Here is a 21,607-nt window from a genome sequence, read left to right on the forward strand (position 1 = left end):
GCCGGTACTGCTCAGGGAGGTATGCATGAGCTTTTTGAACCTGAAACAGGTTTCCAAAATTTATGGAAAATTCACAGCGGTGAAAGATTTCGATCTGGCTGTGGAAAAAGGTGAGTTTATCTCACTGCTGGGCCCTTCCGGCTGCGGCAAGACAACGACATTGCAGATGATCGCCGGTCTGGTGACGCCATCATCCGGTTCTGTCACGCTGGATGGTCGCGATATTACCTATACAGCTCCGGCACAGCGCCAGCTCGGCGTGGTGTTTCAGAGCTATGCGCTGTTTCCGCATATGACTGTTGCGCAGAATGTCAGCTTTGGTTTGGAAATGCGCAAAGTGCCGAAAGCGGAGCGCGATGAGCGCGTGAAAGAAACGCTGGCTCTTGTGCATCTTTCCGCATTGGCCGACCGCTATCCGCGTGAAATGTCCGGCGGTCAGCGTCAGCGTGTGGCGATCGCCCGTGCACTGGTGATCAACCCGCCGGTGCTGTTGCTGGATGAGCCGCTTTCCAATCTTGATGCGCAGCTGCGTGAAGAAATGCAGTTTGAACTGCGCCGTATTCAGCGTGCCGTCGGCATTACCACCATTATGGTGACCCACGATCAGGCGGAAGCTTTGTCGATCAGTGATCGCATCGTGGTGATGGAAAAGGGCAATATCACGCAGGTTGATATGCCATATAAGCTCTATGAGCATCCGCGGAATGATTTCATTTCCAACTTTGTCGGCAAATCCAATTTCCTGAGTGCACAAGTTGAAGCGGATATGCTGGCGATTGAAAATACCGCTATACGCTTCAAACCGGAACAGGCTGTGAGCGGCGACAGGGTTTCTCTGTTCATCCGTCCGGAAAAACTAAACCTGACCAATGCCGGTGCCGGTCATGTGGATGGTACTGTTGCCACCCGCTATTTTATGGGCAGCCAGTGGTTTGTCACGGTTACTACGCCTGCCGGACAATTGTCTGTGTCGCTGCCAAATGTTGGCACACCGCCACCAGCAGAAGGCGAAACAGTTGGTTTGGTCTGGCAGCATGAAGATTGCCGGATGCTTGCAGGCGGAGCGGCCTGACCATGAGCGCAACCTCCGCCGCCCCATCTCAGGCAAAACGCCGCTTTGCTCCGCTGTTTCTGGCAGGGCCCGCGACTTTGCTTTTCATCGGTCTTGTGTTGTTGCCGCTGGCGCTGACAGTCATTCTGTCGTTCAACAGCTATAATTACGATACTGGTATCGAAAACACCTTCACCCTGCACAACTATACGCAAGTGTTGCAGGATGATTATTACCTGTCGATTTTCTGGCGTACCTTGCGTCTTGCGCTGATCACAACCGTGATTGCCGTGGTGATCGGCGTGCCGGAAGCCTATATTCTCTCGAATATGCGCTCCCCTTGGCGCTCGATTTTCCTGCTGGTGATTATCGGCCCGCTGCTGGTTTCCGTTGTGGTACGTACCTTCGGCTGGAGCATGATCCTTGGCCGTAATGGTTTTATCAATGGTGCGCTGACAACGGTCGGGCTGGAGCCGGTGCAGCTGCTCTATACAGAAACCGCGATTGTTATCGGTCTGGTGCATATCATGCTGCCATTCATGGTTATTCCGGTCTGGACAGTGTTGCAAAAACTCGACCCGACAGTTGAAGCCGCAGCGCTGACACTTGGTGCATCGCGCTTTACAGCGCTGCGCCGCATCGTGTTTCCGCAGGCCATGCTCGGCATTCTCTCCGGAAGCCTGATTGTCTTTGCCTTGTCGGCAAGCTCTTTTGCTATTCCCGGCTTGCTCGGTGGCCGCCGCTTGAAAATGGCTGCAACCGTTGTCTATGACGAGTTCATGATCGAGCTCAACTGGCCGCTCGGCGCTGCCATTGCCATCATTGTTCTCGTCGCAAACCTCATCATCATGATTGCCTATAATCGTATGATTGAAGGTCAGGCCAAACGGAAGCTGGGGTAATATCATGCAGAAAAATGGTCCTGTTGCTCTGATTTTTCACAGCCTTGTCGTCATCTTCATGCTGGCGCCGATGGTGGTGGTCTGCCTCGTTGCCTTTACACCGGAAAACACACTGACAATGCCTTGGAACGGGCTGTCGCTGCGCTGGTTTGAAGCCGTGTTCAAGCATAATGATTTCATGACCTCTTTCGGGAACAGTCTGAAACTGGCCTTCCTTGCGGCGACGATTTCCACGTTGCTGGCGGTGCCGTCAGCACTGGCGATCAGCCGTTATGATTTTGTGGGGCGCGATGCACTGAATGCGCTGTTCCTGTCGCCGCTGATTATTCCGCATCTGGTGCTCGGCGTTGCGTTCCTGCGTCTGTTCTCGCTGATGGGCATGAGCGGTTCGTTCTTCTGGCTGGTGGCAACGCACGCGATTATCATCACGCCTTATGCGCTGCGTCTGGTACTGGCCTCATTAAGCAGCATGGATCGCAATGCAGAAAACGCTGCCCGCACGCTGGGTGCCGGTGAATGGACTGTGTTCAAGCGCATTACACTGCCATTGCTGTTGCCGGGTGTGAGCGGCGGCTGGTTGCTGGCTTTCATCAATAGTTTCGACGAGCTGACGATGTCGATCTTCGTGACCTCGCCGTCAACAGTCACACTGCCGGTGCGCATGTATATGTATGCCAGCGAGTCGATTGATCCGATGATGGCTGCGGTCTCTGCCCTGATGATCCTTGTGGCGACGGTTGCGATGGTCATTCTGGATCGCCTGTTTGGTCTGGATCGTATTCTGGTCGGAAAAGGCTGATCCGCAGTGAGTGCTCAAACGCAAACTTCACATAGCGGCGGGCAGTTTCACCGTCGCTACCGTCAGGATGAAAAGCCAATCGGCTTTTCACTGAACGGTGTTGCGCAGGTCGGACGCCTCGGCGATACGGTGCTGACTGCCATTATGGCGGTCAGCTGCCATGTGCGCCAAACCGAGTTCACCGGTGAGAACCGTGCCGGTTTCTGCCTGATCGGTGCCTGTCAGGATTGCTATGTCATGACGGAAGAGGGGCAGCGCCTTCGTGCCTGCACCACGCCGTTGCAGGAAGGTATGCGTTTTGTAACAGCCATACCTGCGGGAACCGGAGTGTGATGATGGCCAAAGCCGATTTACAGCCGGTGATTATCGGAGCGGGGCCTGCGGGTATCCGCGCGGCGGAAGTACTGGTCAAGGCTGGTTTGCGTCCTGTTGTTTTGGATGAAGGTTTGCGGGCAGGCGGGCAGATTTATCGCCAGCCACTGATTGATGACGGCCGTTCTTATGCCAAACGCTATGGTTCTGAAGCATCAAAAGCCAAAGCGCTGCATGAAACATTTGAATTGCTGAGACCGGCGATTGATTATCATCCGGAAACGCTGGTGTGGAATATTTCGCCAAGCGGTGACACACGTTTTCTCGATGTTATATCCAATGGCAGCTATCGCCGGATTGAATGTTCCGAACTGATTGTGGCGACCGGCGCGACGGATCGTGTTCTGCCCTTTGCCGGCTGGACAACACCCGGTGTCTATACGCTTGGTGCCTCGCAAACGGCACTGAAAGCACAGGGCGTGACCATCGGAAACAAGCTGGTTTTCATGGGCTCGGGGCCGCTGCTTTATCTGGTAGCATGGCAATATATGAAAGCCGGTGCCAAAGTTGTGGCGGTGCTGGATACGGCACCTTTCAAAGCCAAATTGCATCTGGCGCAGCTGGCGCTCCATGCGCCGCGTATTGTGGCACTTGGTATGTTCTATGCCATGCAGTTGCGTCTTGCCGGTGTGAAAACCATCTATAATGCACGTCCCGACAGCATTGTCGGCAAAACCCATGTTGAAGGTATCCGCTATCATATTCAGGGCAAGTCCGAGGTCAAAACATTGGCTTGTGATGCACTGGCCTATGGCTTTGCGCTGCGTCCTGAAACACAGCTGGCTGATCTCGCCGGTTGTGCTTTTGAGTTCAACAGCCGTGACAGAGCATGGCTGCCGGTGCGTGACGCACAGGGGCAGAGCAGCGAGCAGGGCATTTACCTTGCCGGTGACGGCAGTGGTATTGCCGGTGCCGATGCAGCGGAAATCTCCGGTGAAATGGCCGCTTTGGCTTTGGTGCAGAAGCGCGGGCTTCCTGTTGATACAGCGCGCATCAATGCTCTGCAAAAAGCTCATCAGAAGATCATCCCCGAGCGCGACCTGCTGGAAAAGGCCTTTCCGTTTCCGCGTGATTGGTTTGAGACCGTCAGCCCTGAGGTCACTTTGTGCCGCTGTGAGGAAATCACCGTGGGCGAGGCATTGAACGCGATCAGCGGCGGCAGTATCCGCGAGATCAACCGTCTGAAAGCCCTGAGCCGTGTTGGCATGGGGCGTTGTCAGGGGCGGATGTGTACTGCCGCAGCCACAGAACTTCTGTCATCGCAATTGCATATTGATGCATCTGAAATCGGGCGGCTGCGTGCGCAGGCGCCGGTGAAGCCAGTGCCACTTGGTTTCGGTGCGATGCAACAGGCCGGTGAAGACGAGGTGGTATCATGACCAGACGTCTGGAAGCGGATGTAGCCATTATCGGTGGCGGTCTGGTCGGCAGTTCTGCGGCACTGGCGATGCGCAAGGCCGGTTTGTCGGTGATCCTGCTGGATAAGGGCTTCTGCGGCGCGCAGGCCAGCGGTGTCAATTATGGCGGTGTGCGTCGTCAGGGGCGCGGTGTTGAGCAATTGCCGCTGGCGGAATTGTCTCATGCAATATGGGCTCGTTTGCCGGAATTGATCGGCATTGATGGTGAATATCAGCGTTGCGGTCATTTGAAACTGGCACGCACGGAAGAAGATTTCGCCAAGCTCGAAGCCTATGCTGCCAGTGTGCGTCCGCATGGTCTGGAGTTGGAACTCATCAGCGGCAAGGCCGTGAAAACACGTTTCCCGTGGTTGACCGGCGATGTTGCCGGAGCATCGCTCTGCCATGATGACGGCCATGCCAATCCGCGTCTGGTTTCTCCGGCTTTTGCCCGTGCAGCCCGCGCTGCCGGTGCCACGGTGCTGGAACATATGCCGGTGCATCAGGCCGTTAGTACCGGCAGTGGTTTTGTGCTGCAGGCCGGTGAGAACACGGAAATCCGTTGCTGTCAGCTGGTCAATACGGCCGGTGCATGGTCGGATAAGTTTGCCAGCCAGTTTGGTGAGAGCGTTCCGCTCAAGAAAATCTATCCGTCGATGGTGGTGACAGAACCGCTGCCTTATCGCCTGCCAATGAGCATGGGCGAAGAGGGCGGCAGTTTCTATGGCCGTCAGGTGACGCGCGGTAATTATGTGATGGGCGGCGGGCGCGGAATTGTGCTGGATAATCCGGACTATTCGCGACCTTCGGTGACTGCCGCCTCATCGGTTATGCAGCGGGCAATTGCGCTGTTTCCGCATCTGGAACATGCCCATGTTATCCGCTTCTGGTCCGGCACTGAGGCTGAAATGCCGGATGGCAATCCGGTTATCAGCGCGAGTTCCAAGGTGAACGGGCTTTTTCATGCTTTTGGTTTTTGCGGAGCGGGCTTTCAGACCGCACCAGCTGTGGGGGCGGTGCTGTGTGATCTGGTAACACAAGGCCAAAGCAACATACCGATCGGGGCTTTCAGCATTGATCGTTTTCATAACCTTCCTGCCTGAGAACGGGTAGAGAAGGCAATCTTTAATCTTCATAATGGGAGTAGCACGAAATGAATTCTAAACTGACAATGGTTTCCGTTCTGGCATTGGGTGCCGCTGCTGTTGCAACAGCTGCACAGGCAGAAACCAAGACACTCTATATCGGCATGAATGGCGGTAATTTTGAACGCGCTTATACCGAGCATGTTCTGCCACCGTTTGAAAAAGCCAACAATGTTAAAGTTGTCGTGGTTCCGGGCACTTCAGCCGATATTCTGGCCAAAGCAACCGCTGCCAAAGACAACCCGCAGATGCATGTTATGCTGCTGGACGACGGTGTGATGGTACGCGCTATCGGCAGCAATCTTTGCCAGCCAATCTCTGATGATCCGGTGCTGAAAGAAATCCAGCCGGCAGCGCGTCTGAAAGACGATATGGCCATCGGCGTTGATATGGGCATGACCGGTCTTGCCTATAATAAAAAGCTGTTTGATGAAAAAGGCTGGGCAGCACCAACCTCATGGATGGATATGGCTGACCCTAAATTTGCCAATGCGGTTGTGTTCCAGTCCGCTTCAGCTTCCAGCTTTGGCCTTCACGCATTCCTGATGTTTAACCGCATTCAGGGCGGCGATGAAAACAATGTTGAGCCGGGTTTTGAGAAATTCTCCGACACCATCGGCAAGAATGTGATCGAGTTCATTCCTAGCTCGGCCAAAATCTCTGAAATGGTGCAGACCGGCGAAGCTGCAATCTTCCCGCTGACACCAACCGGCGTGAACAATCTGAAGGACAAGGGTATTCCGGTGGAATATGCGCAGCCTAAGGAAGGTTCGGTGGTTCTGGCCGTTACCCAGTGTGTGATTGCCAATAATAGCGAGCCGGAACTGAGCCAGAAGCTGGCACATTATCTGCTGTCCGCCGATGCGCAGAGCCTTGCTCTGGACAATGGCAATATCATTCCTTCGAACATCAATGCCAAGGCCGGCAATGAAGACGCAGCCGCCAAGCTCACAGCATTCCGTGGTTACATGGAAACTGCAAATGTTCTGGACTGGGATGCGGTCAACAAAAACCGTCAGGCATGGAACAGCCGCTGGAACCGCACAATCGAGCGTTAATCAGCCGCTTTTTGCTTGAAACTATATGGCCCGCGATCTCTGATCGCGGGCTTTTATTTTACCTTCTTGATATTTACACTTATTTGTCAGACATTCAGCAGCAATATTCAGAACAATCATGTCGACATTCTCTTGAAAATAATTAAACAGGCAGGATTATGCATGCCTGATACGAATTGAGAGATAAGTGAAATAACGGGAGTTTCCATGTCCAAGGCAGAAAGTGCCCAGGCTACGCCGGCAAGTCAGATATTTGACAGGATATGGCTCTCGATTGCCGAGCGGCGGCTGAAGCCCGGCACGCGGCTGAAAGAAGAAGAACTGGCGGAAATTTTTGATGTCAGCCGTGCGCGTATCCGTCAGGCACTGGCTACGCTTGAGCGTGAAGGACTGGTGACAATTCAGGCCAATCGCGGTGCATTTGTTTCCGAGCCATCGGTAGAAGAAGCGCGGGATGTGTTCTATGCCCGCCGCGCTATTGAACATCGGGTGGTTGAGCGCCTGTGCGAGAATATCAATAAAGAGCATGTTCAGCGGTTGAATGCCCATGTGGAAGAAGAGCGCAATGCTGACCGGCAGGGCAATCGCACGGATATTATCCGGCTTTCCGGCGGGTTTCATCTGTTGCTGGCAGAGCTTGCAGGATCATCTTTCCTTTATGGTATTGTCAAAGATCTGATCTCGCGCACATCGCTGATTACGGCCGTTTATCGCTCACGCCATTTGCATAATTGCGGGCCAGATGAGCATCAGGCAATTGTCGAACATATTGCGCGTGGTGATACGGAAACGGCAATCAAAGCCGTGATTGAACATCTCGACCGTGTCGAATGTGAATTAGAACTGGAAGATGACAAAGATCAGTCCTCCAGTCTGCGCGCCGCATTGCTCTGATTTTCATTTATAATTACGCGATTTTTAGCTCCGGTAAGCCGCAGGCCTGCCGGAGTTTTTTATATTGTTTAAAATATTTGATGACAAATATGTTGACAATTATGTCTGCATAAAACATCGTCTCAATCCTGTTCGGCACTCTCCCGTCTGAGGAAAAGGAGGGTGCTGTTATCTGTCGGCGAGAGGGACGACTATGACTTCACTACTGAAAAAACTATTATTCTGCACGGTTGCAACCTGTATCAGCACTGCATCTTTTGCTGAGACACTGCGCTGGGGCGGTGCACGCGATATTTTTTCGCTGGATCCGTATTCCTATGGCAGTACGTCTAATCTGGCGTTTCTGAACCATATTTACGAAGGTCTGGTGCGCTATACGCCTGAATTCGTTGTTGAGCCTGCGCTGGCAACCAGCTGGGAGCTGATCGACAATAAAGTTTGGCGCTTCAAACTGCGCGAAGGTGTGAAATTTCAGGACGGTTCCGATTTCACCTCTGCGGATGTTCTCGCTTCCATGAAGCGCGTCAGCCATCCGTCATCACCGCTGCGCGGCAATATTCCGCTGTTTGTCGGTGCAACGGCTGTTGATGATTACACCGTTGATATCGAGGTCTCGTCACCGAGCCCGCTTTTCCTGAACGACATGACCAATATTTTCATGTTCGACGGCGACTGGCTGGTGAAAAATAATTCTGAAATGCCGACCGATGTTGGTGGTCAGGTTGAAGGTTACACAACCTTCCACACCAATGGTACAGGCCCGTTCCAGCTCGAAAGCCGTGTGCCGGACAGCAAGACCATTCTGGTCAAACATAATGGTTGGTGGGATACACCGAAGCACAATCTCGACCGTATTGAATTTACCCCGATTGCCTCGCCTGCAACCCGTGTTGCAGCCCTGCTTTCCGGCGAGATTGATCTGGTAGATGGTGTGCCGCTGCAGGATGTAAAGCGTCTGGAAAGCACACCGGATATCCGTGTGGAGCAGCGCCCTGATCTGCGCACCATCAATCTGGTGTTTAACCGCAAGGAAAAGCTGAACGACGGCCGCGATAATTTCTTCAACGATATTCGTGTGCGTCAGGCAATTGACCATGCGATTGACCGTGATTTGCTGGCAAAACGCGTCATGCGCGGCATGACCCATACGGCCGGTACTGTCGTTGCACCGGAAATTCCGGGCTATACGAAAGAGCTGGATATTCCGACAAAATATGATCCGGAACTGTCCAAAAAACTGCTGGAAGAAGCCGGTGCTGTCGGCACAGAATTCACCTATCTCTGCATGAATGATGAGAGCGTGAATGAAGAGGATGTCTGCTCGGTGATCGTCACCATGCTGAGCCGTGTCGGTCTGAAGCCGAAGCTGGATATCGGCCCGCGTGCTGTTCAGGCACCAAAACGCTCGAGCGGTAAATCCGATATGTTCATGATCGGTTGGGCGAATGAGCCGACACTGGATGCCTATTCCATTCTGGTGCAGGTTCTGTCATCACGCAAAGGCGCTGCCGGTGTGGCAAACTATGGCGGCTGGTCTTATCCTGAACTCGATGCGCTGACGGAAAAAGCAGCGCTGGAAATGGATCGTGACAAGCGTCTGGCTTTGGAATCCGAGGCACTCGGCATTGTTAAATCCGAAGTGATCATGATTCCGCTGCATCAGCAGCCAATGGCATGGGGCATGACCAAGAAAGTGGAAGATGTCACCATTCGTGCCGACAATAAGCCGCGTCACTGGCTGACGCGTATTGCTAAATAAGCATAATATTTGCTGAATTTCGATATTTACAGCGCCTGCAAGGTTCATTTGCAGGCGCTGTTTCTGTTTTTGGATCGGGTTTTCCCCGATATTATCTGTTTGCTCTAATATTTTGTAAAAAAATATGTCGACAATTTAGTTGACAATGAATTCTGAATTCCACACACTCTCCCCGTCCGGACAAAACACCATCAAGAGTGAAGAGCCGGTTGTCTTTTTTGGGGAACAAATTCATGAAATTCAGAAAATCGATCCTCGCGGGTCTGATGGCTTTCGCATTAGGTCATACCGCGCATATTGCTTCTGCTGAGACTTTGCGCTGGGGCGCAGCGCATGATGTCTATTCGATGGACCCTTATTCCTACGGCGACAGCTGTACGATTGCCTTTCTCAGCCACATTTATGAAGGGCTCGTGCGCTATAATGCCGATCTGAAGATCGAGCCTTCCCTTGCAACCAGTTGGGAAGTTGTCGGCGAAAACACATGGCGCTTTAATCTGCGCAAGGATGTGAAGTTCCATGATGGTGCGGATTTCACCGCCAAAGACGTTCTGGCTTCGCTCACCCGTGTGAGCCACCCGACATCGCCGCTGCGTGGCAATCTGCCGGCCTATAAATCCGCTAAAATTGTTGACGACTATACAATCGATATCGAGCTGACAGGCCCTTATCCGCTGCTGCTTAACGACCTGACCAATATTCATATGTTTGATGAAGACTGGCTGGTGAAGAACGATTCCCTGCTGCCGACCGATGTGGGCGGGCAGAAGGAAGGTTATGCGACCTATAACACCAATGGTACCGGCCCGTTCAAGCTGGAAAGCCGCGTGCCGGACAGCAAAACCATCCTGCTGAAAAATGAAGGCTGGTGGGATAAGCCGCAGCACAATATCGACAAGATCGAATTCACCCCGATTACCTCTGCTGCAACCCGCGTAGCAGCGCTGCTTGGCGGCGATGTGGATTTCTCTGAATCCGCGCCGACGCAGGATCTGGCGCGTTTGGCTTCAGCTCCGGGTCTGCGCCTGATGGAGCGCACCGATCTGCGCACTGTGTTTGTCGGCTTCCAGCGTCGTGAGAAGCTGCACAACGGTGATGAAAACCAGTTCAACAAGCTGGGCGTGCGTCAGGCTTTTGCCCATGCGCTGGATATGGATCTGATTAAAAAGCGCATCATGCGTGATAAATCCCGCAATGCCGGTACGATTATTGCACCGGAAATTCCGGGCTATGTGCCGGAGCTGGATACGCTCTACGGCTATGATGTGGATAAAGCGAAATCGCTGCTGAAGGAAAACGGCGCGGAAGGCTTCCCGTTCACGCTGGTCTGCACCTATGAAAACTACCTGAATGAAGAAGAACTGTGCAACGGCATGGTTTCCATGCTGACCCGTGCCGGTTTCAAACCGTCGCTGGATATCGGGCCGACAGCTGTGCAGGCACCAAAACGTACAGCCGGTCAGGCCGATGCCTATATTCTCGGTTGGGCGAATGAGCCGATGCTCGACAGCTATTCCATTCTGATGCAGGTCATCCAGACCAAATCCGGTGTTGCCGGTGTATTCAACTGGGGCGGCTGGTCCTATCCGGAACTAGACAAACTGGTGACAACAGCCTCCACAGAAATGGATCGTGAGAAGCGTCTGGCCTTGCAGACACAGGCACTGGAAATCGTCAAAAAAGAAATCATCCAGTTACCGCTGCACCAGCAGCCGATTGCATGGGTTCTCACCGACAAAGTGGAAAGCGTTGTCCAGCAGGCTGATAACAAGCCGCGTCACTGGCTGACTGTTCTGAAGAAATAACGAATTTAGCTATGCCGCGGTCATGCAGATTGCGGCATAGCGTGATTATCCTTGGGAGAGGGAACTGAATGCTTGTATTTATAATCAAGCGACTGGCAAATGCGGCGATGGTTATGCTCGCCGTGGCATTGCTGGCTTTCATGATTTTCCGTTTTGCGGGCGATCCTGTTGAACTGATGGCCAATGAACAGATGAGCCAGATCGACCGTGACAATCTGCGCGAGCGTCTGGGGCTGAATGACGGTTTTATCACGCAATATGCGCGATTTGTCAGCGATGCTGTTCAGGGCAATTTCGGTATTTCCTATCGTAACGGTCAGGAAGTGCTGGGGCTGATCGCCGAGAGCTTTCCCGCAACGATGGAGCTGGTGATTGTCGCCACCCTGCTGTCGCTGATTATCGGTATTCCGATGGGGGTGATTACGGCCATTCATCGCGGCAAATGGTATACGGAGCTGTTCCAGTTCGCCTCGATCATCGGCGTGTCTCTGCCGAGTTTTGTGGTCGGTATTCTGCTTATTCTCGTCTTCTCGGTAAGTCTTGGTTTGCTGCCTGCTTTCGGGCGCGGCGATGTCGTGCAACTCGGCTGGTGGTCGACAGGCTTCCTCACTCATTCCGGACGCATGGCGCTGATCCTGCCATCTATTGCGCTGTCGCTCTATCAGATTACGCTGATTATGCGTCTGGTACGCGCTGAAATGCTGGAAACCCTGCGCTCAGATTTTGTTAAATTCGCCCGCGCCCGTGGCATTCCGCGCTATCGCATCTATTTCCGTCATGCGCTGCGCAACTGCTTAATGCCGGTTGTGACCATGACCGCGATGAATGTCGGCTCGCTGATCGCTTTTGCGCTGATTACTGAGACCGTGTTCCAGTGGCCGGGCATGGGCATGCTGTTCATTCAAGCTGTGACATTTATCGATATTCCGGTGATGGCCGCCTATCTTTGCATTGTTTCTTTCATCTTTGTTGCGCTGAATACGCTTGTTGATATCACCTATGCTGTGATTGATCCGCGCCTGCGCGCCGCTACACGTTAAGGGGCAGACATGACAGACAAAATAAACGCCCCGATTGTGAAACCGCAAAGCCGCTGGCAGCGTATGCGCGACAGTGATCTCTGGTGGTCATTTACCCGCAATAAGCCGGCAATGATTGCAGCCTTTCTGCTGTTTTTCATGATCGTGACCGCTTTTGCAGCACCGCTGATTGCACCGCAAAATCCGTTTGATCCGGCACAGCTTGATCTGTGGAATTCCGAACTGCCGCCGATCTGGAATGCTGACGGTCAGTGGCCTTATCTGCTGGGTACAGACACACAGGGGCGCGATATTCTCTCTGCCATTCTTTATGGCTCGCGTATCTCCATCCTGATCGGTGTGGCTTCCGTTGTGCTGTCGCTGATCGTGGGCTTAAGCTTTGGTCTGATCGCCGGTTATATGCAGGGCATTATCGATAATCTGCTGATGCGTATCGGTGATGTGCTTCTCTCAATCCCGACCATTCTGATCGCTATTCTGGTCAGCGCCGTGGTGCGCCAGATGCTGCCTGCCGATCTGCGTGATTATGCGGCTGCCGGTGTTCTGGTACTGGCGATCACACTGTCTGGCTGGGTGCAATATGCCCGTACCGTGCGTGCGCAGACCATTGTTGAGCGCTCCAAGGAATATGTTCAGGCTGCGCGTCTGCTCAAGGTGCCTGCACGCCGCATCATGATGTACCACATTCTGCCGAATACGCTGACGCCGATCCTTGTGGCAGCGACGCTGAATTTTGGTATGGCAATTCTCACCGAAGCCACGCTCTCCTTCCTTGGTATCGGTATGCCGCCGAGCCAGCCGAGCCTTGGCACACTGATCCGTCTGGGCAACCAGTTCCTGTTCTCCGGCCTGTGGTGGATCACCGTTTTCCCTGTTCTGCAGCTCTGTCTGCTCGTTGTTTCTGTCAACGTGCTCGGCGACTGGCTGCGCGATGCCCTTAATCCGAAACTGAGGTAAAATTTATGTCTGATCTTTTGTTGCGCAATGTGCGCCCACAGGCAGGTGCTGTCACCGATATTCTGATCCGTAATGGTCGTATCGCTGAGTACGGAACCAATCTCAGTGCGGAAGGTATGGCTGTTGAAGACGGTCAGGGACATATTGTTATCCCTGGTCTGATTGATGCCCATACTCATCTGGATAAAACCAATTGGGGTCTCGACTGGCATGTGAACGGCAAGCAGGCTTCTCTGCGTGAGCGTATTGATTTTGAACGTGAAATGCGTCTCGAAATCGGTCTCGATCCGCATATTCAGTCGATGCGCCATGCCATTGGCCTGATCGCTCACGGTTCCAGCCATATCCGCAGCCATGTGGATATTGATACGACCCATGGTCTGAAAATTCTCGAAGGCGTGTTTGAAACCCGCGAGAAGCTTAAAGACCTGATCGACATCGAAATCGTTGCTTTCCCGCAATCCGGTCTGATGGTGATGCCGGGCACATTGGAACTGCTGGATGAAGCGCTGCGTCAGGGCTGTGAAGTGCTGGGTGGTATTGATCCTTGTGGTATCGACCGCGATCCGAAAGGCCAGCTGGATGCGCTGTTTGCGCTGGCAGTAAAACATGGCAAGCCGATTGATATTCACCTGCACGAACTGGGTGAACTCGGTGCTTTCACCATGGAACTGATTTTCGAGCGTATCCGTGCCAATGGCATGCAGGGTAAAGTCGCGATCAGCCATGCTTTCACACTCGGTGCGAATGATTATCTGCGCGTGTCGAGCCTGCTTGAGCAGCTTCGCGAGCTTGATGTCGCCATCCTCACCACCGGCGCACCTTCCGTTCCGGTGCCGTCCGTGCTGCGCCTCAAAGAAGCAGGCATCCGCATGGGTGCCGGTTGTGACGGTATCCGCGATACATGGGGTCCGTGGGGTCAGCCGGATATGATCGACCGTGCCAAAGTGATCGGCATGAAAAACGGCCTGCGTCGTGACGTTGATCTGGAGCATGTGCTGCATATCTGCTCGCAGGGCGGTGCTGATGTGATGCAGCTGGAAGGCTATGGTCTGGATGTTGGCTGCAAGGCCGATATGACATTGCTCACCGGCCAGACACTGGCTCATGCCGTTGTTGATGTGGCACCGCGACCGCTGGTGATTAAAGGCGGCCGCGTTACTGCGCGTAACGGTACAGCAGTGGTGGAAATGCCATGACGGACAAGACACAATTCACTGCACTTGAAAGCCTGAAACTGGGTGCGCGACCTGAAGGGCGCACACTGCTCACAGCACAATGGGTGCTCGGGCATATTGATGGCCAGCATCGCCTGTATAAAAATGGGGAAGTGGTGATCGAAGACGGCACGGTGCTGTTTGTCGGTCACGATTTTGCCGGTGATGTTGCCCGCCGTATTGATCTGGGCAATGCGCTTATCAGTCCGGGTTTGATTGACCTCGATGCGCTGTCTGATCTCGATACAACTATTCTCGGTATTGACCATCATCCGGGTTGGGCGAAAGGCCGTGTTTGGCCAAAATCCTATATCGAGAGTGGCCCTTATGAAATGTACAGTCAGGACGAACTGGCATTCCAGAAGCGCTTTGCATTCGGTCAGCTGCTGCAAAACGGTATCACCACAGCAGCACCGATTGCCTCGCTGTTTTACCGCGAATGGGGAGAAACCGTTGCGGAATTTGATGCGGCAGCGGATGCGGCCGGTGATCTCGGGTTGCGCGTTTATCTGAGCCCTGCTTATCGTTCCGGCGGTATGATGCTGGCGGAACCGGGCAAGATTGTACCGGTCTTTAACGAAGAGCGCGGTTTTGCCGGCCTCAAAGATGCAACTGATTACATCTCCCGTCAGAATGGCCGTCATGGTGATCTGGTGCGTGGTATGCTGGCACCGGATCGCGTGGAAACCTGCACCGCTGATTTGCTGAAGCGTACGCAGGATGTGGCGCGTGAACTGGATTGTAAAATCCGTTTGCATATGGCGCAAGGTCAGATGGAAGTGGAAACCGTGCGCAGTCTTCACGGCACCACTGCACCGGTCTGGCTCAACAGTCTTGGCGTGCTCAATGACCGGATTATTGCTCCTCATGCCACCAATGCAACTGATGAAGATCTGGCGCTTTATGCGCAGAATAATGTGTCGATCATTCATTGTCCTCTGGTTTCAGCCCGTGGCGGCAGCACGCTGAAGTCGTTCTCCAGTGTGAAAAAGCGCGGCATCAATATTGCTATGGGCACCGACACCACACCGCCCGATATGCTGATGAACCTGCTGATCGGGCTGATTACCTGCCGTATCAATGATGGCACACCGGAGAGCATCCGCTGTGCTGATCTGTTTGATGCAGCCACACTGGGCGGTGCCAAAGCCTTGGATCGTGATGATCTTGGTCGCCTGCAGGCAGGTGCCAAGGCTGATATCGCTGTGTTTGGCCTTGATGATACATTCATGGCACCAAGCATTGATCCGATCACCACGCTGGTTACCGGCGGTTCCGGCAAAGTTACCAAAGCGGTGTTTGTCGATGGCCGGCTGTCGATGCGTCACGGTGAGGTTGCAGGCATTAATATGCAGGCAGCACGTGCGCAGGCGCAGGCGCAATATGACGGCCTGATCGCCAAATATCCTGAGCGTTCCTACAATAATCCGCCGGTATCAGAGATTTTCCCGCCGAGCTATCCGCTGGCAGGCAAACATGGAGAGGAAGCATAATATGGCAGATACCTCGTCCAATAAACCGACCCTTGAGGTCAAAAATCTGCGGGTGGATTTTCCGGGCAGACGCGGCACACTGACTGCCTTGTCCGATGTCAGTCTGTCGATCATGCCGGGAGAAATTCTCGGCGTGGTCGGTGAGTCCGGCGCCGGTAAATCCATGACCGGTCTGGCCGTGCAGGGCTTGCTTGAATCACCGGGACACATTGCCGGTGGTGAGGTTTTGCTCAATGGTCGCCGCATTGATAATCTCAGCGATAAAGAAATGCAGAAAATCCGCGGCCGTGAAATTGGTGCGATTTTTCAGGATCCGCTGACCTCGCTTAATCCGCTTTTCACCATCGGATCACAGCTGGTGGAAACCATTACCCAGCATTTAGCCTTAAACCGCACACAGGCACAGGAACGGGCGATTTCGCTGTTGAAAGAAGTGGGTATTCCGGCACCGGAAGACCGCATCAATCATTATCCGCACCAGTTCTCCGGCGGTATGCGCCAGCGTGTGGTGATCGCACTCGCGCTTGCCGCAGAACCAAAGCTGATTATTGCCGATGAGCCGACAACCGCGCTGGACGTGTCTATTCAGGCGCAGATCACTTCGCTGTTGCGCCGTCTCTGCAAAGAACATGGCACAGCGGTAATGCTGGTGACCCATGATATGGGCGTGATTGCCGAGACTGCTGACCGTGTGGCGGTAATGTATGCCGGACGTTTGGTGGAAAACGGCCCCGTTGAAACCGTGCTGAAAAACCCGAGCCATATGTATACGCGTGGTTTGATGAGCTCCATTCCGGCGCTCGGAAAGCGCGTGGAACGGCTCAACCAGATTGACGGCTCCATGCCGCGTCTCGATGCTATTCCGAGCGGTTGTGCCTTCAATCCGCGCTGCGTGAAAGCCTTTGACCGTTGCCATAAGGAGCGGCCTGATCTGATGCCGGTTGCCGGCGGATCAGGTGTCAGTGCCTGCTGGCTCAATGCGGGAGCTGCCTGATGAATGATATTGCTATGAAACAGTCACCTGCCGCGCTTGAAGTCAAAGATTTAAGCATTTGCTTCGATGTTTCCGCGCCATGGCTCAATCGTGTGATCGAGCGCAAACCGCGCCAGATGCTGCATGCGGTCAATGATATCAGTTTCAGCGTGCCGCAGGGCGGGTGTTTGAGCCTTGTTGGTGAATCCGGTTGCGGTAAATCCACCGTGGCGCGTCTGGTGACCGGTCTTTACCGCCCGAGCAATGGTGAAATCCGTTTTGCTCCGTCCAAAAACGGTGCGCCGCTGTCGGCACATATGATCTTTCAGGATCCTTATGCCAGCCTCAATCCGCGCTGGCGGGTACACAGCATCATTGCTGAACCACTGCGTGAACTGAAGCTGCGCAAGACTGAAGCCGAGATCAATGACCGTGTGGAAGAATTGCTGAAAATCGTTGGTCTTGCACCATCGGACGGCAAGAAATTCCCGCATGAGTTTTCCGGCGGTCAGCGCCAACGTATTTCGATTGCCCGTGCACTTGCCGGTGAGCCGGAATTTCTGGTCTGCGATGAGCCCACTTCGGCACTGGACGTCTCTGTGCAGGCGCAAATTCTCAATCTGATGCGCAAGCTTCAGGATGAGCTTGGTCTGACCTTCCTGTTCATCAGCCACGATATGAGCGTTGTCCGCCATATGTCGGATCGTATTGCGGTGATGTATCTGGGGCGGATTGTTGAGGAAGCGGACACGGAAACCCTGTTTTCTGATCCGAAACATCCTTACACACGCCTGCTTTTGGAAACGATCCCGAATATTGCCGAACCGCATCGTGACCGTGTGATCGGCGGTGGTGAAGTACCAAGTCCGCTGAAACCGCCTTCAGGTTGTACTTTTCATCCGCGTTGTGCCTTTGCCGACAGCCGCTGCTCGGCAACAAAACCGGAAATGAAAGCCTATGATGACGGCAGCCGTGTTGCCTGTCACCGCATCGGCGAAATTTAAGGTTTAAATTTAGAAGAACCCTCCGTGCCGGATGTCTTCGGATATCCGGCACCATCCGGCAAAAGGCGGCAGAGGTCACTCTGTCGTCTTTTGTTTTTTACACATTAAAAAGCCTCCGGACATTGCTGGCCGGAGGCTTTTTAATAGCGTTGATGGGTGTGGTTATTTCACACGCGGATAGTCATAGGCACCGGCTTTGGAAGTGCGGTATCCGGCGCTGACATAGGCTTCAGCGAGTTTGACAGCGGCGGTAACGCCGTCAATTACCGGCAGACCGCAGCGCTGCTCCAGCCGTTCGCACAGTTCAGACATACCGGCACAGCCGAGCACAATCGCCTCAGCATGGTCTTCGCGTTTGGCGCGCTCGATTTCCTGCACCAGCATTTCTTCCGTATGGCAGGCATCGTCTTCCAGAGCCAGCACCGGCATATCAATGGAGCGCACGCGGCGGCAATGATGGGTTGCGCCATATTCCTGCACAAGATCCTCAATGATCGGCACGGAGCGGGGTAGGGTAGTGACAACGGAGAAGCGTTTGGAAATGGTCATGGCAACCTGCACAGCGGCCTGACAAATGCCGAAAACCGGCCCTCCGGCAACTTCACGCGCGGCATCCAGTCCCGGGTCGTCAAAACAGGCGACGACATAGGCATTAAAGCCTTTCGCTTCACCTTCGCGGATGAGCTGCAGCATGGAAGGAACGGCCATCGCCTCGTCGGCATGACCTTCAATACTGCGCGGGGTATCTACCGGATTGATCGCTTCAATAGTCGTTGTCGGCAAAGCTGCGCGACGGGCGCTGCGTTCTGCCTGATCGGTCATGGACTGGGTGGAGTTCGGATTGATAAGGAGTATGCGCAAGGGCTTAGCCTTTATTGGTCAGACGATCCTGAAACGCAGCTAATCCCGGCGATTTCAGAACGAACTGGTTATCGGAAGCGATGTAATTATCGGCATGCAGACGGGCGATTGGCTGATAAGTGTCCGGATTGACGTAACGGCCAGCATCATCCAGACAGTCGCGGCGCACATGCATATGCACAACCTCGCCAAGCACGATGACGCGGCGCTCATAATCAATCAGCCGCTCCACACGACACTCCATCGAGCAAGGAGAAGCCGGAAGCCAGCGGGAGCAAACCTGTGCGCCTTCCTGCGATGACAGTCCGGCCATTGCCACTTCATCAACATCCGGCTCAAAGCCGAGGCCGCAAACCAGCATGGCATCGGAAAGCGCCATATCCACCATATTCACAGTAAATTCCTGTGTCCGGCGGATATTAAGGACTGTATCCTTTTCCCGTCCGTCCTGCCTTGTCTGAATACCGAGAATGACAATCGCAGGATCATGAGAAAAGACGTTGAAAAAGCTCATCGGGGCGGCATTGTCCTGCCCGTTTTCCGCGCGGGTTGTGACCAGAGCAATCGGGCGCGGGCCGACAAAATTTGTCAGCAGCCGGTAGCGATCCTGCGGATCCATACGCGTGAAATCAAAATCCATTCATGTTCCCCCGTTTATTGTTGTGGAGTCGGCTCAGCTTAGAAAAATTCGCTAATATTGTCTACAAATATGTTGTCAATAATTTACGTCTTTGTTTGCAATTAAAGAAAAGAAATTTGCTATATTCAGTGATATGAAGCTGATATATGAGATTGCAAATTCTGAAAGAGACGGAAGGTCTGACTGATGATTGGTGGTTCTGATTACGCTACAGAGCTGAACGCAATTCGCCCTTGGACAAATATTGCGCCGGCAATATCAGTCGCTGAGCGGCTGGGGCGCATTGAGAAAGCCCGCAGACTGATGGCGGAAAGCGGTGCAGGTGCGCTGATCGTTGGCGCAGGCACCAGCCTCAATTATTTCACCGGTATCGGCTGGGGCATGATCGAGCGTCTGGTGGCGATGGTACTGCCGCTGAAAGGCGAACCCTATCTGGTCTGTCCGGCTTTTGAAGCGGGCTCGCTGGAAGCTGTGCGCATTATGGATGCGCGCATCCGCCTGTGGGAAGAGCATGAAAGCCCGTCAGAGCTGGTGGCGCAAATTCTGCAGGACGAGAATTGCAAGGTTCTGGCCATTGATCCGGCGCTGCCATTCGGCATGGCGAGCAACATCGGCAAAGCTGCACCTTCCGTCACCTTGCAGGATGCAACGGCGATTATTGATGGCTGTCGCAGCGTGAAGTCACCGGCAGAAATCGCGATCATGAAACAGGCCATGCAGATGACACTGGAAGTGCATCGCCGCGCTGCCCGTATTCTGCATGTGGGTATCAAAGCCAGTACTGTGCGCACATTTATCAATGAAGCGCATAAGGCTATTGGCAGCAATGGCAGCACTTTCTGCGCTGTACAGTTTGGCCGCTCTACTGCTTTCCCGCATGGTTTGCCGCAGGATGATGTGCTGGCTGAAAATGACGTGGTGCTGGTGGATACCGGCTGTCTGGTGCAGGGCTATAATTCTGACCTGACCCGCACCTATATTTTCGGTACGCCGACCTCTGAGCAGCAGCGTATCTGGGATATTGAAAAAGAGGCTCAACTCGCAGCTTTTGCGGCGGCTAAAATCGGTGCACCCTGCGGCTCTGTGGATGATGCAGCCCGTGCTGTGCTGGAGCGCCATGGTTTGGGGCCGGATTATCAATTGCCGGGTCTGCCACACCGTACCGGTCACGGCATTGGCATGACCATTCACGAAGCACCTTATCTGGTGCGCGGGAATAAGACTGTTTTACAGGCAGGGATGTGCGTTTCTAACGAGCCGATGATTGTTGTGCCGGAAAAATTCGGTATCCGTCTGGAAGATCATTTCTATATGACTGAGCAGGGCGCTGAGTGGTTTACTGAACCGTCTTTCAGCATGACGCAGCCATTTGCGTGAATTTAAAAAAAGCCGCTCAAAACTGAGCGGCTTTTTTGTTTCCGGAGCGTGAATTATTTGCGTAATTCGGCTTCAATTTCATCAAGAACCTTATCTTTGCCGATGCCGGTCAGAAAGGCCAGACCTTTGATGACCGGTTTGGTCACAGATGCTGAGATCGGTGTGGTCGAGACGATGAAATCCACATTATCAGCAAGAGACGGCACTTCCGTAGCTTTGGCCTGCTGAGCATTGAAAGTGAGGCCGCGCTTTTTCATTTCCTCGGTTACAGTGGCATTCACCGCTGTTGAGGTGGCGATGCCGGTGCCGCAGGCAAAGAGAATGGTTTTCTGTTTAGCCATGAGGTCGCTCCTTATAATATTATTTAACCGAGTAGTTTTTTAAGGTCGTCTGTTGTCTGTGCCAGTTTCAGCCCGTCGAGAATCTCCGGTGACTGAATTGCGCCCATAATGGATTGCAGTGTTTCAATCTGCTTGTCCTTATCATTGATGGCAAGCAGGAACACGGTGCCGACGCCGACTGTTTCATCCGGATCTTCCATATTCGCGAAATCAACCGGTGTTTTCAGCGTGGCCATGGCAATTGCTGCTTTCAGCACATGCTCAGGATCAGTATGCGGCACAGCGACATTGTCAGAGCGCTCCAGCGGCAGGCCGGTCGGCATAGACTGTTCCCGTTTCACAACCGCATCGGCATAGCTGTCTTTGACATAGCCGAGCTGATGCAACCGGCTGGCCAGGAGACGGATAACCTCCTCATTGGTTTTTGCCTCAACGCCGAGCAGAATTGCGTCAGCTGTAAGGGAATTGAAGAGGCTGGTCGCCATCCTGTTTCTCCGTTTACTATGAATATTGTGCATTTAC

General features: G+C 53.5%; 21 protein-coding genes. 17 read left to right on the top strand and 4 right to left on the bottom strand.

The window, feature by feature from the left end; translation table 11 throughout:
• Positions 1–25 precede the first annotated feature (25 nt).
• The 16 genes from KHQ09_RS03885 to KHQ09_RS03960 all read left to right on the top strand — a co-directional run bounded on the left by KHQ09_RS03885 (position 26) and on the right by KHQ09_RS03960 (position 17,866).
• Positions 26–1,072 carry an ABC transporter ATP-binding protein gene (locus KHQ09_RS03885; protein ID WP_213596439.1) on the top strand — a complete coding sequence of 349 codons (1,047 nt, stop codon included), beginning with the start codon at positions 26–28 and terminating at the stop codon, positions 1,070–1,072.
• 2 nt (positions 1,073–1,074) lie between these two features.
• Entirely contained in the window at positions 1,075–1,953 is an 879-nt protein-coding gene (locus KHQ09_RS03890; protein ID WP_075654219.1) for an ABC transporter permease, read from the top strand.
• Between the two features lie 4 nt (positions 1,954–1,957).
• Complete coding sequence (locus tag KHQ09_RS03895) at positions 1,958–2,752, top strand: ABC transporter permease (protein WP_213596440.1); 795 nt, start codon at positions 1,958–1,960, stop codon at positions 2,750–2,752.
• Between the two features lie 6 nt (positions 2,753–2,758).
• Positions 2,759–3,085, top strand: a complete 327-nt coding sequence (locus tag KHQ09_RS03900) for a (2Fe-2S)-binding protein (protein WP_213596441.1) — start codon at positions 2,759–2,761, stop codon at positions 3,083–3,085.
• Positions 3,085–4,503, top strand: coding sequence for an FAD/NAD(P)-dependent oxidoreductase (locus KHQ09_RS03905; protein WP_420801426.1), 1,419 nt, complete (start codon positions 3,085–3,087; stop codon positions 4,501–4,503). Before KHQ09_RS03900 ends, KHQ09_RS03905 begins: the two co-directional genes overlap by 1 nt.
• Positions 4,500–5,624 carry an NAD(P)/FAD-dependent oxidoreductase gene (locus KHQ09_RS03910; RefSeq protein ID WP_213596442.1) on the top strand — a complete coding sequence of 375 codons (1,125 nt, stop codon included), beginning with the start codon at positions 4,500–4,502 and terminating at the stop codon, positions 5,622–5,624. Before KHQ09_RS03905 ends, KHQ09_RS03910 begins: the two co-directional genes overlap by 4 nt.
• Before the next feature lie 50 nt (positions 5,625–5,674).
• Complete coding sequence (locus KHQ09_RS03915) at positions 5,675–6,724, top strand: ABC transporter substrate-binding protein (RefSeq protein WP_022710888.1); 1,050 nt, start codon at positions 5,675–5,677, stop codon at positions 6,722–6,724.
• Positions 6,725–6,931: 207 nt separating this feature from the next.
• Entirely contained in the window at positions 6,932–7,618 is a 687-nt protein-coding gene (locus KHQ09_RS03920) for a GntR family transcriptional regulator (RefSeq protein WP_075654225.1), read from the top strand.
• Positions 7,619–7,811: 193 nt separating this feature from the next.
• Complete coding sequence (locus tag KHQ09_RS03925) at positions 7,812–9,377, top strand: ABC transporter substrate-binding protein (RefSeq protein ID WP_116086565.1); 1,566 nt, start codon at positions 7,812–7,814, stop codon at positions 9,375–9,377.
• A gap of 233 nt (positions 9,378–9,610) precedes the next feature.
• A complete protein-coding gene (locus KHQ09_RS03930) occupies positions 9,611–11,182 on the top strand; it encodes an ABC transporter substrate-binding protein (RefSeq protein ID WP_420801427.1) in 1,572 nt (523 codons plus the stop codon).
• A 68-nt stretch (positions 11,183–11,250) separates the two neighbouring features.
• Positions 11,251–12,222 carry an ABC transporter permease gene (locus tag KHQ09_RS03935; RefSeq protein WP_022709824.1) on the top strand — a complete coding sequence of 324 codons (972 nt, stop codon included), beginning with the start codon at positions 11,251–11,253 and terminating at the stop codon, positions 12,220–12,222.
• Between the two features lie 9 nt (positions 12,223–12,231).
• Positions 12,232–13,179, top strand: coding sequence for an ABC transporter permease (locus KHQ09_RS03940; protein ID WP_213596443.1), 948 nt, complete (start codon positions 12,232–12,234; stop codon positions 13,177–13,179).
• A 5-nt stretch (positions 13,180–13,184) separates the two neighbouring features.
• The gene (locus tag KHQ09_RS03945; protein WP_213596445.1) at positions 13,185–14,378 is read left to right on the top strand and encodes an amidohydrolase family protein; all 1,194 of its coding nucleotides are present in this window, start codon (positions 13,185–13,187) and stop codon (positions 14,376–14,378) included.
• Positions 14,375–15,889 carry an amidohydrolase family protein gene (locus KHQ09_RS03950; protein WP_213596446.1) on the top strand — a complete coding sequence of 505 codons (1,515 nt, stop codon included), beginning with the start codon at positions 14,375–14,377 and terminating at the stop codon, positions 15,887–15,889. The genes KHQ09_RS03945 and KHQ09_RS03950 overlap by 4 nt, the downstream gene beginning before the upstream one ends.
• A 1-nt stretch (position 15,890) precedes the next feature.
• A complete protein-coding gene (locus tag KHQ09_RS03955) occupies positions 15,891–16,883 on the top strand; it encodes an ABC transporter ATP-binding protein (RefSeq protein ID WP_213596448.1) in 993 nt (330 codons plus the stop codon).
• Positions 16,883–17,866, top strand: a complete 984-nt coding sequence (locus tag KHQ09_RS03960; RefSeq protein WP_075654231.1) for an ABC transporter ATP-binding protein — start codon at positions 16,883–16,885, stop codon at positions 17,864–17,866. The genes KHQ09_RS03955 and KHQ09_RS03960 overlap by 1 nt, the downstream gene beginning before the upstream one ends.
• A gap of 162 nt (positions 17,867–18,028) precedes the next feature.
• On the opposite strand, the gene KHQ09_RS03965 is transcribed toward KHQ09_RS03960, so the two are convergent.
• Positions 18,029–18,727: an aspartate/glutamate racemase family protein gene (locus KHQ09_RS03965; RefSeq protein WP_213596450.1), complete on the bottom strand. Its 699-nt coding sequence runs from the start codon at positions 18,725–18,727 to the stop codon at positions 18,029–18,031.
• A 4-nt stretch (positions 18,728–18,731) separates the two neighbouring features.
• Complete coding sequence (locus tag KHQ09_RS03970) at positions 18,732–19,367, bottom strand: flavin reductase family protein (protein ID WP_075654232.1); 636 nt, start codon at positions 19,365–19,367, stop codon at positions 18,732–18,734.
• Between the two features lie 186 nt (positions 19,368–19,553).
• Between KHQ09_RS03970 and KHQ09_RS03975 the strand changes: the two genes are divergently transcribed.
• Positions 19,554–20,744 (top strand): M24 family metallopeptidase, encoded by a 1,191-nt coding sequence (locus KHQ09_RS03975; RefSeq protein WP_213596452.1) that lies wholly within the window; start codon positions 19,554–19,556, stop codon positions 20,742–20,744.
• A gap of 53 nt (positions 20,745–20,797) precedes the next feature.
• Here KHQ09_RS03975 and KHQ09_RS03980 read toward each other — a convergent pair whose 3' ends face one another.
• Together KHQ09_RS03980 and KHQ09_RS03985 are read right to left on the bottom strand one after the other, a co-directional pair.
• Positions 20,798–21,085 (bottom strand): PTS sugar transporter subunit IIB, encoded by a 288-nt coding sequence (locus KHQ09_RS03980; RefSeq protein WP_022710189.1) that lies wholly within the window; start codon positions 21,083–21,085, stop codon positions 20,798–20,800.
• A 23-nt stretch (positions 21,086–21,108) separates the two neighbouring features.
• A complete protein-coding gene (locus KHQ09_RS03985) occupies positions 21,109–21,570 on the bottom strand; it encodes a PTS sugar transporter subunit IIA (protein WP_213596454.1) in 462 nt (153 codons plus the stop codon).
• Positions 21,571–21,607: the final 37 nt, after the last annotated feature.

This window comes from Pseudochrobactrum algeriensis, assembly GCF_018436245.1.
GTDB classification, from domain to species: Bacteria; Pseudomonadota; Alphaproteobacteria; order Rhizobiales; family Rhizobiaceae; genus Pseudochrobactrum; species Pseudochrobactrum saccharolyticum.

Bases quoted from the DNA above. Each gene is read 5' to 3' on its own strand.
- KHQ09_RS03885 (WP_213596439.1), top strand. From the start codon at position 26: ATGAGCTTTTTGAACCTGAAACAGGTTTCCAAAATTTATGGAAAATTC.
- KHQ09_RS03890 (WP_075654219.1), top strand. From the start codon at position 1,075: ATGAGCGCAACCTCCGCCGCCCCATCTCAGGCAAAACGCCGCTTTGCT.
- KHQ09_RS03895 (WP_213596440.1), top strand. From the start codon at position 1,958: ATGCAGAAAAATGGTCCTGTTGCTCTGATTTTTCACAGCCTTGTCGTC.
- KHQ09_RS03905 (WP_420801426.1), top strand. From the start codon at position 3,085: ATGATGGCCAAAGCCGATTTACAGCCGGTGATTATCGGAGCGGGGCCT.
- KHQ09_RS03910 (WP_213596442.1), top strand. From the start codon at position 4,500: ATGACCAGACGTCTGGAAGCGGATGTAGCCATTATCGGTGGCGGTCTG.
- KHQ09_RS03915 (WP_022710888.1), top strand. From the start codon at position 5,675: ATGAATTCTAAACTGACAATGGTTTCCGTTCTGGCATTGGGTGCCGCT.
- KHQ09_RS03920 (WP_075654225.1), top strand. From the start codon at position 6,932: ATGTCCAAGGCAGAAAGTGCCCAGGCTACGCCGGCAAGTCAGATATTT.
- KHQ09_RS03925 (WP_116086565.1), top strand. From the start codon at position 7,812: ATGACTTCACTACTGAAAAAACTATTATTCTGCACGGTTGCAACCTGT.
- KHQ09_RS03930 (WP_420801427.1), top strand. From the start codon at position 9,611: ATGAAATTCAGAAAATCGATCCTCGCGGGTCTGATGGCTTTCGCATTA.
- KHQ09_RS03935 (WP_022709824.1), top strand. From the start codon at position 11,251: ATGCTTGTATTTATAATCAAGCGACTGGCAAATGCGGCGATGGTTATG.
- KHQ09_RS03940 (WP_213596443.1), top strand. From the start codon at position 12,232: ATGACAGACAAAATAAACGCCCCGATTGTGAAACCGCAAAGCCGCTGG.
- KHQ09_RS03945 (WP_213596445.1), top strand. From the start codon at position 13,185: ATGTCTGATCTTTTGTTGCGCAATGTGCGCCCACAGGCAGGTGCTGTC.
- KHQ09_RS03950 (WP_213596446.1), top strand. From the start codon at position 14,375: ATGACGGACAAGACACAATTCACTGCACTTGAAAGCCTGAAACTGGGT.
- KHQ09_RS03955 (WP_213596448.1), top strand. From the start codon at position 15,891: ATGGCAGATACCTCGTCCAATAAACCGACCCTTGAGGTCAAAAATCTG.
- KHQ09_RS03960 (WP_075654231.1), top strand. From the start codon at position 16,883: ATGAATGATATTGCTATGAAACAGTCACCTGCCGCGCTTGAAGTCAAA.
- KHQ09_RS03970 (WP_075654232.1), bottom strand. From the start codon at position 19,367: ATGGATTTTGATTTCACGCGTATGGATCCGCAGGATCGCTACCGGCTG.
- KHQ09_RS03975 (WP_213596452.1), top strand. From the start codon at position 19,554: ATGATTGGTGGTTCTGATTACGCTACAGAGCTGAACGCAATTCGCCCT.
- KHQ09_RS03980 (WP_022710189.1), bottom strand. From the start codon at position 21,085: ATGGCTAAACAGAAAACCATTCTCTTTGCCTGCGGCACCGGCATCGCC.
- KHQ09_RS03985 (WP_213596454.1), bottom strand. From the start codon at position 21,570: ATGGCGACCAGCCTCTTCAATTCCCTTACAGCTGACGCAATTCTGCTC.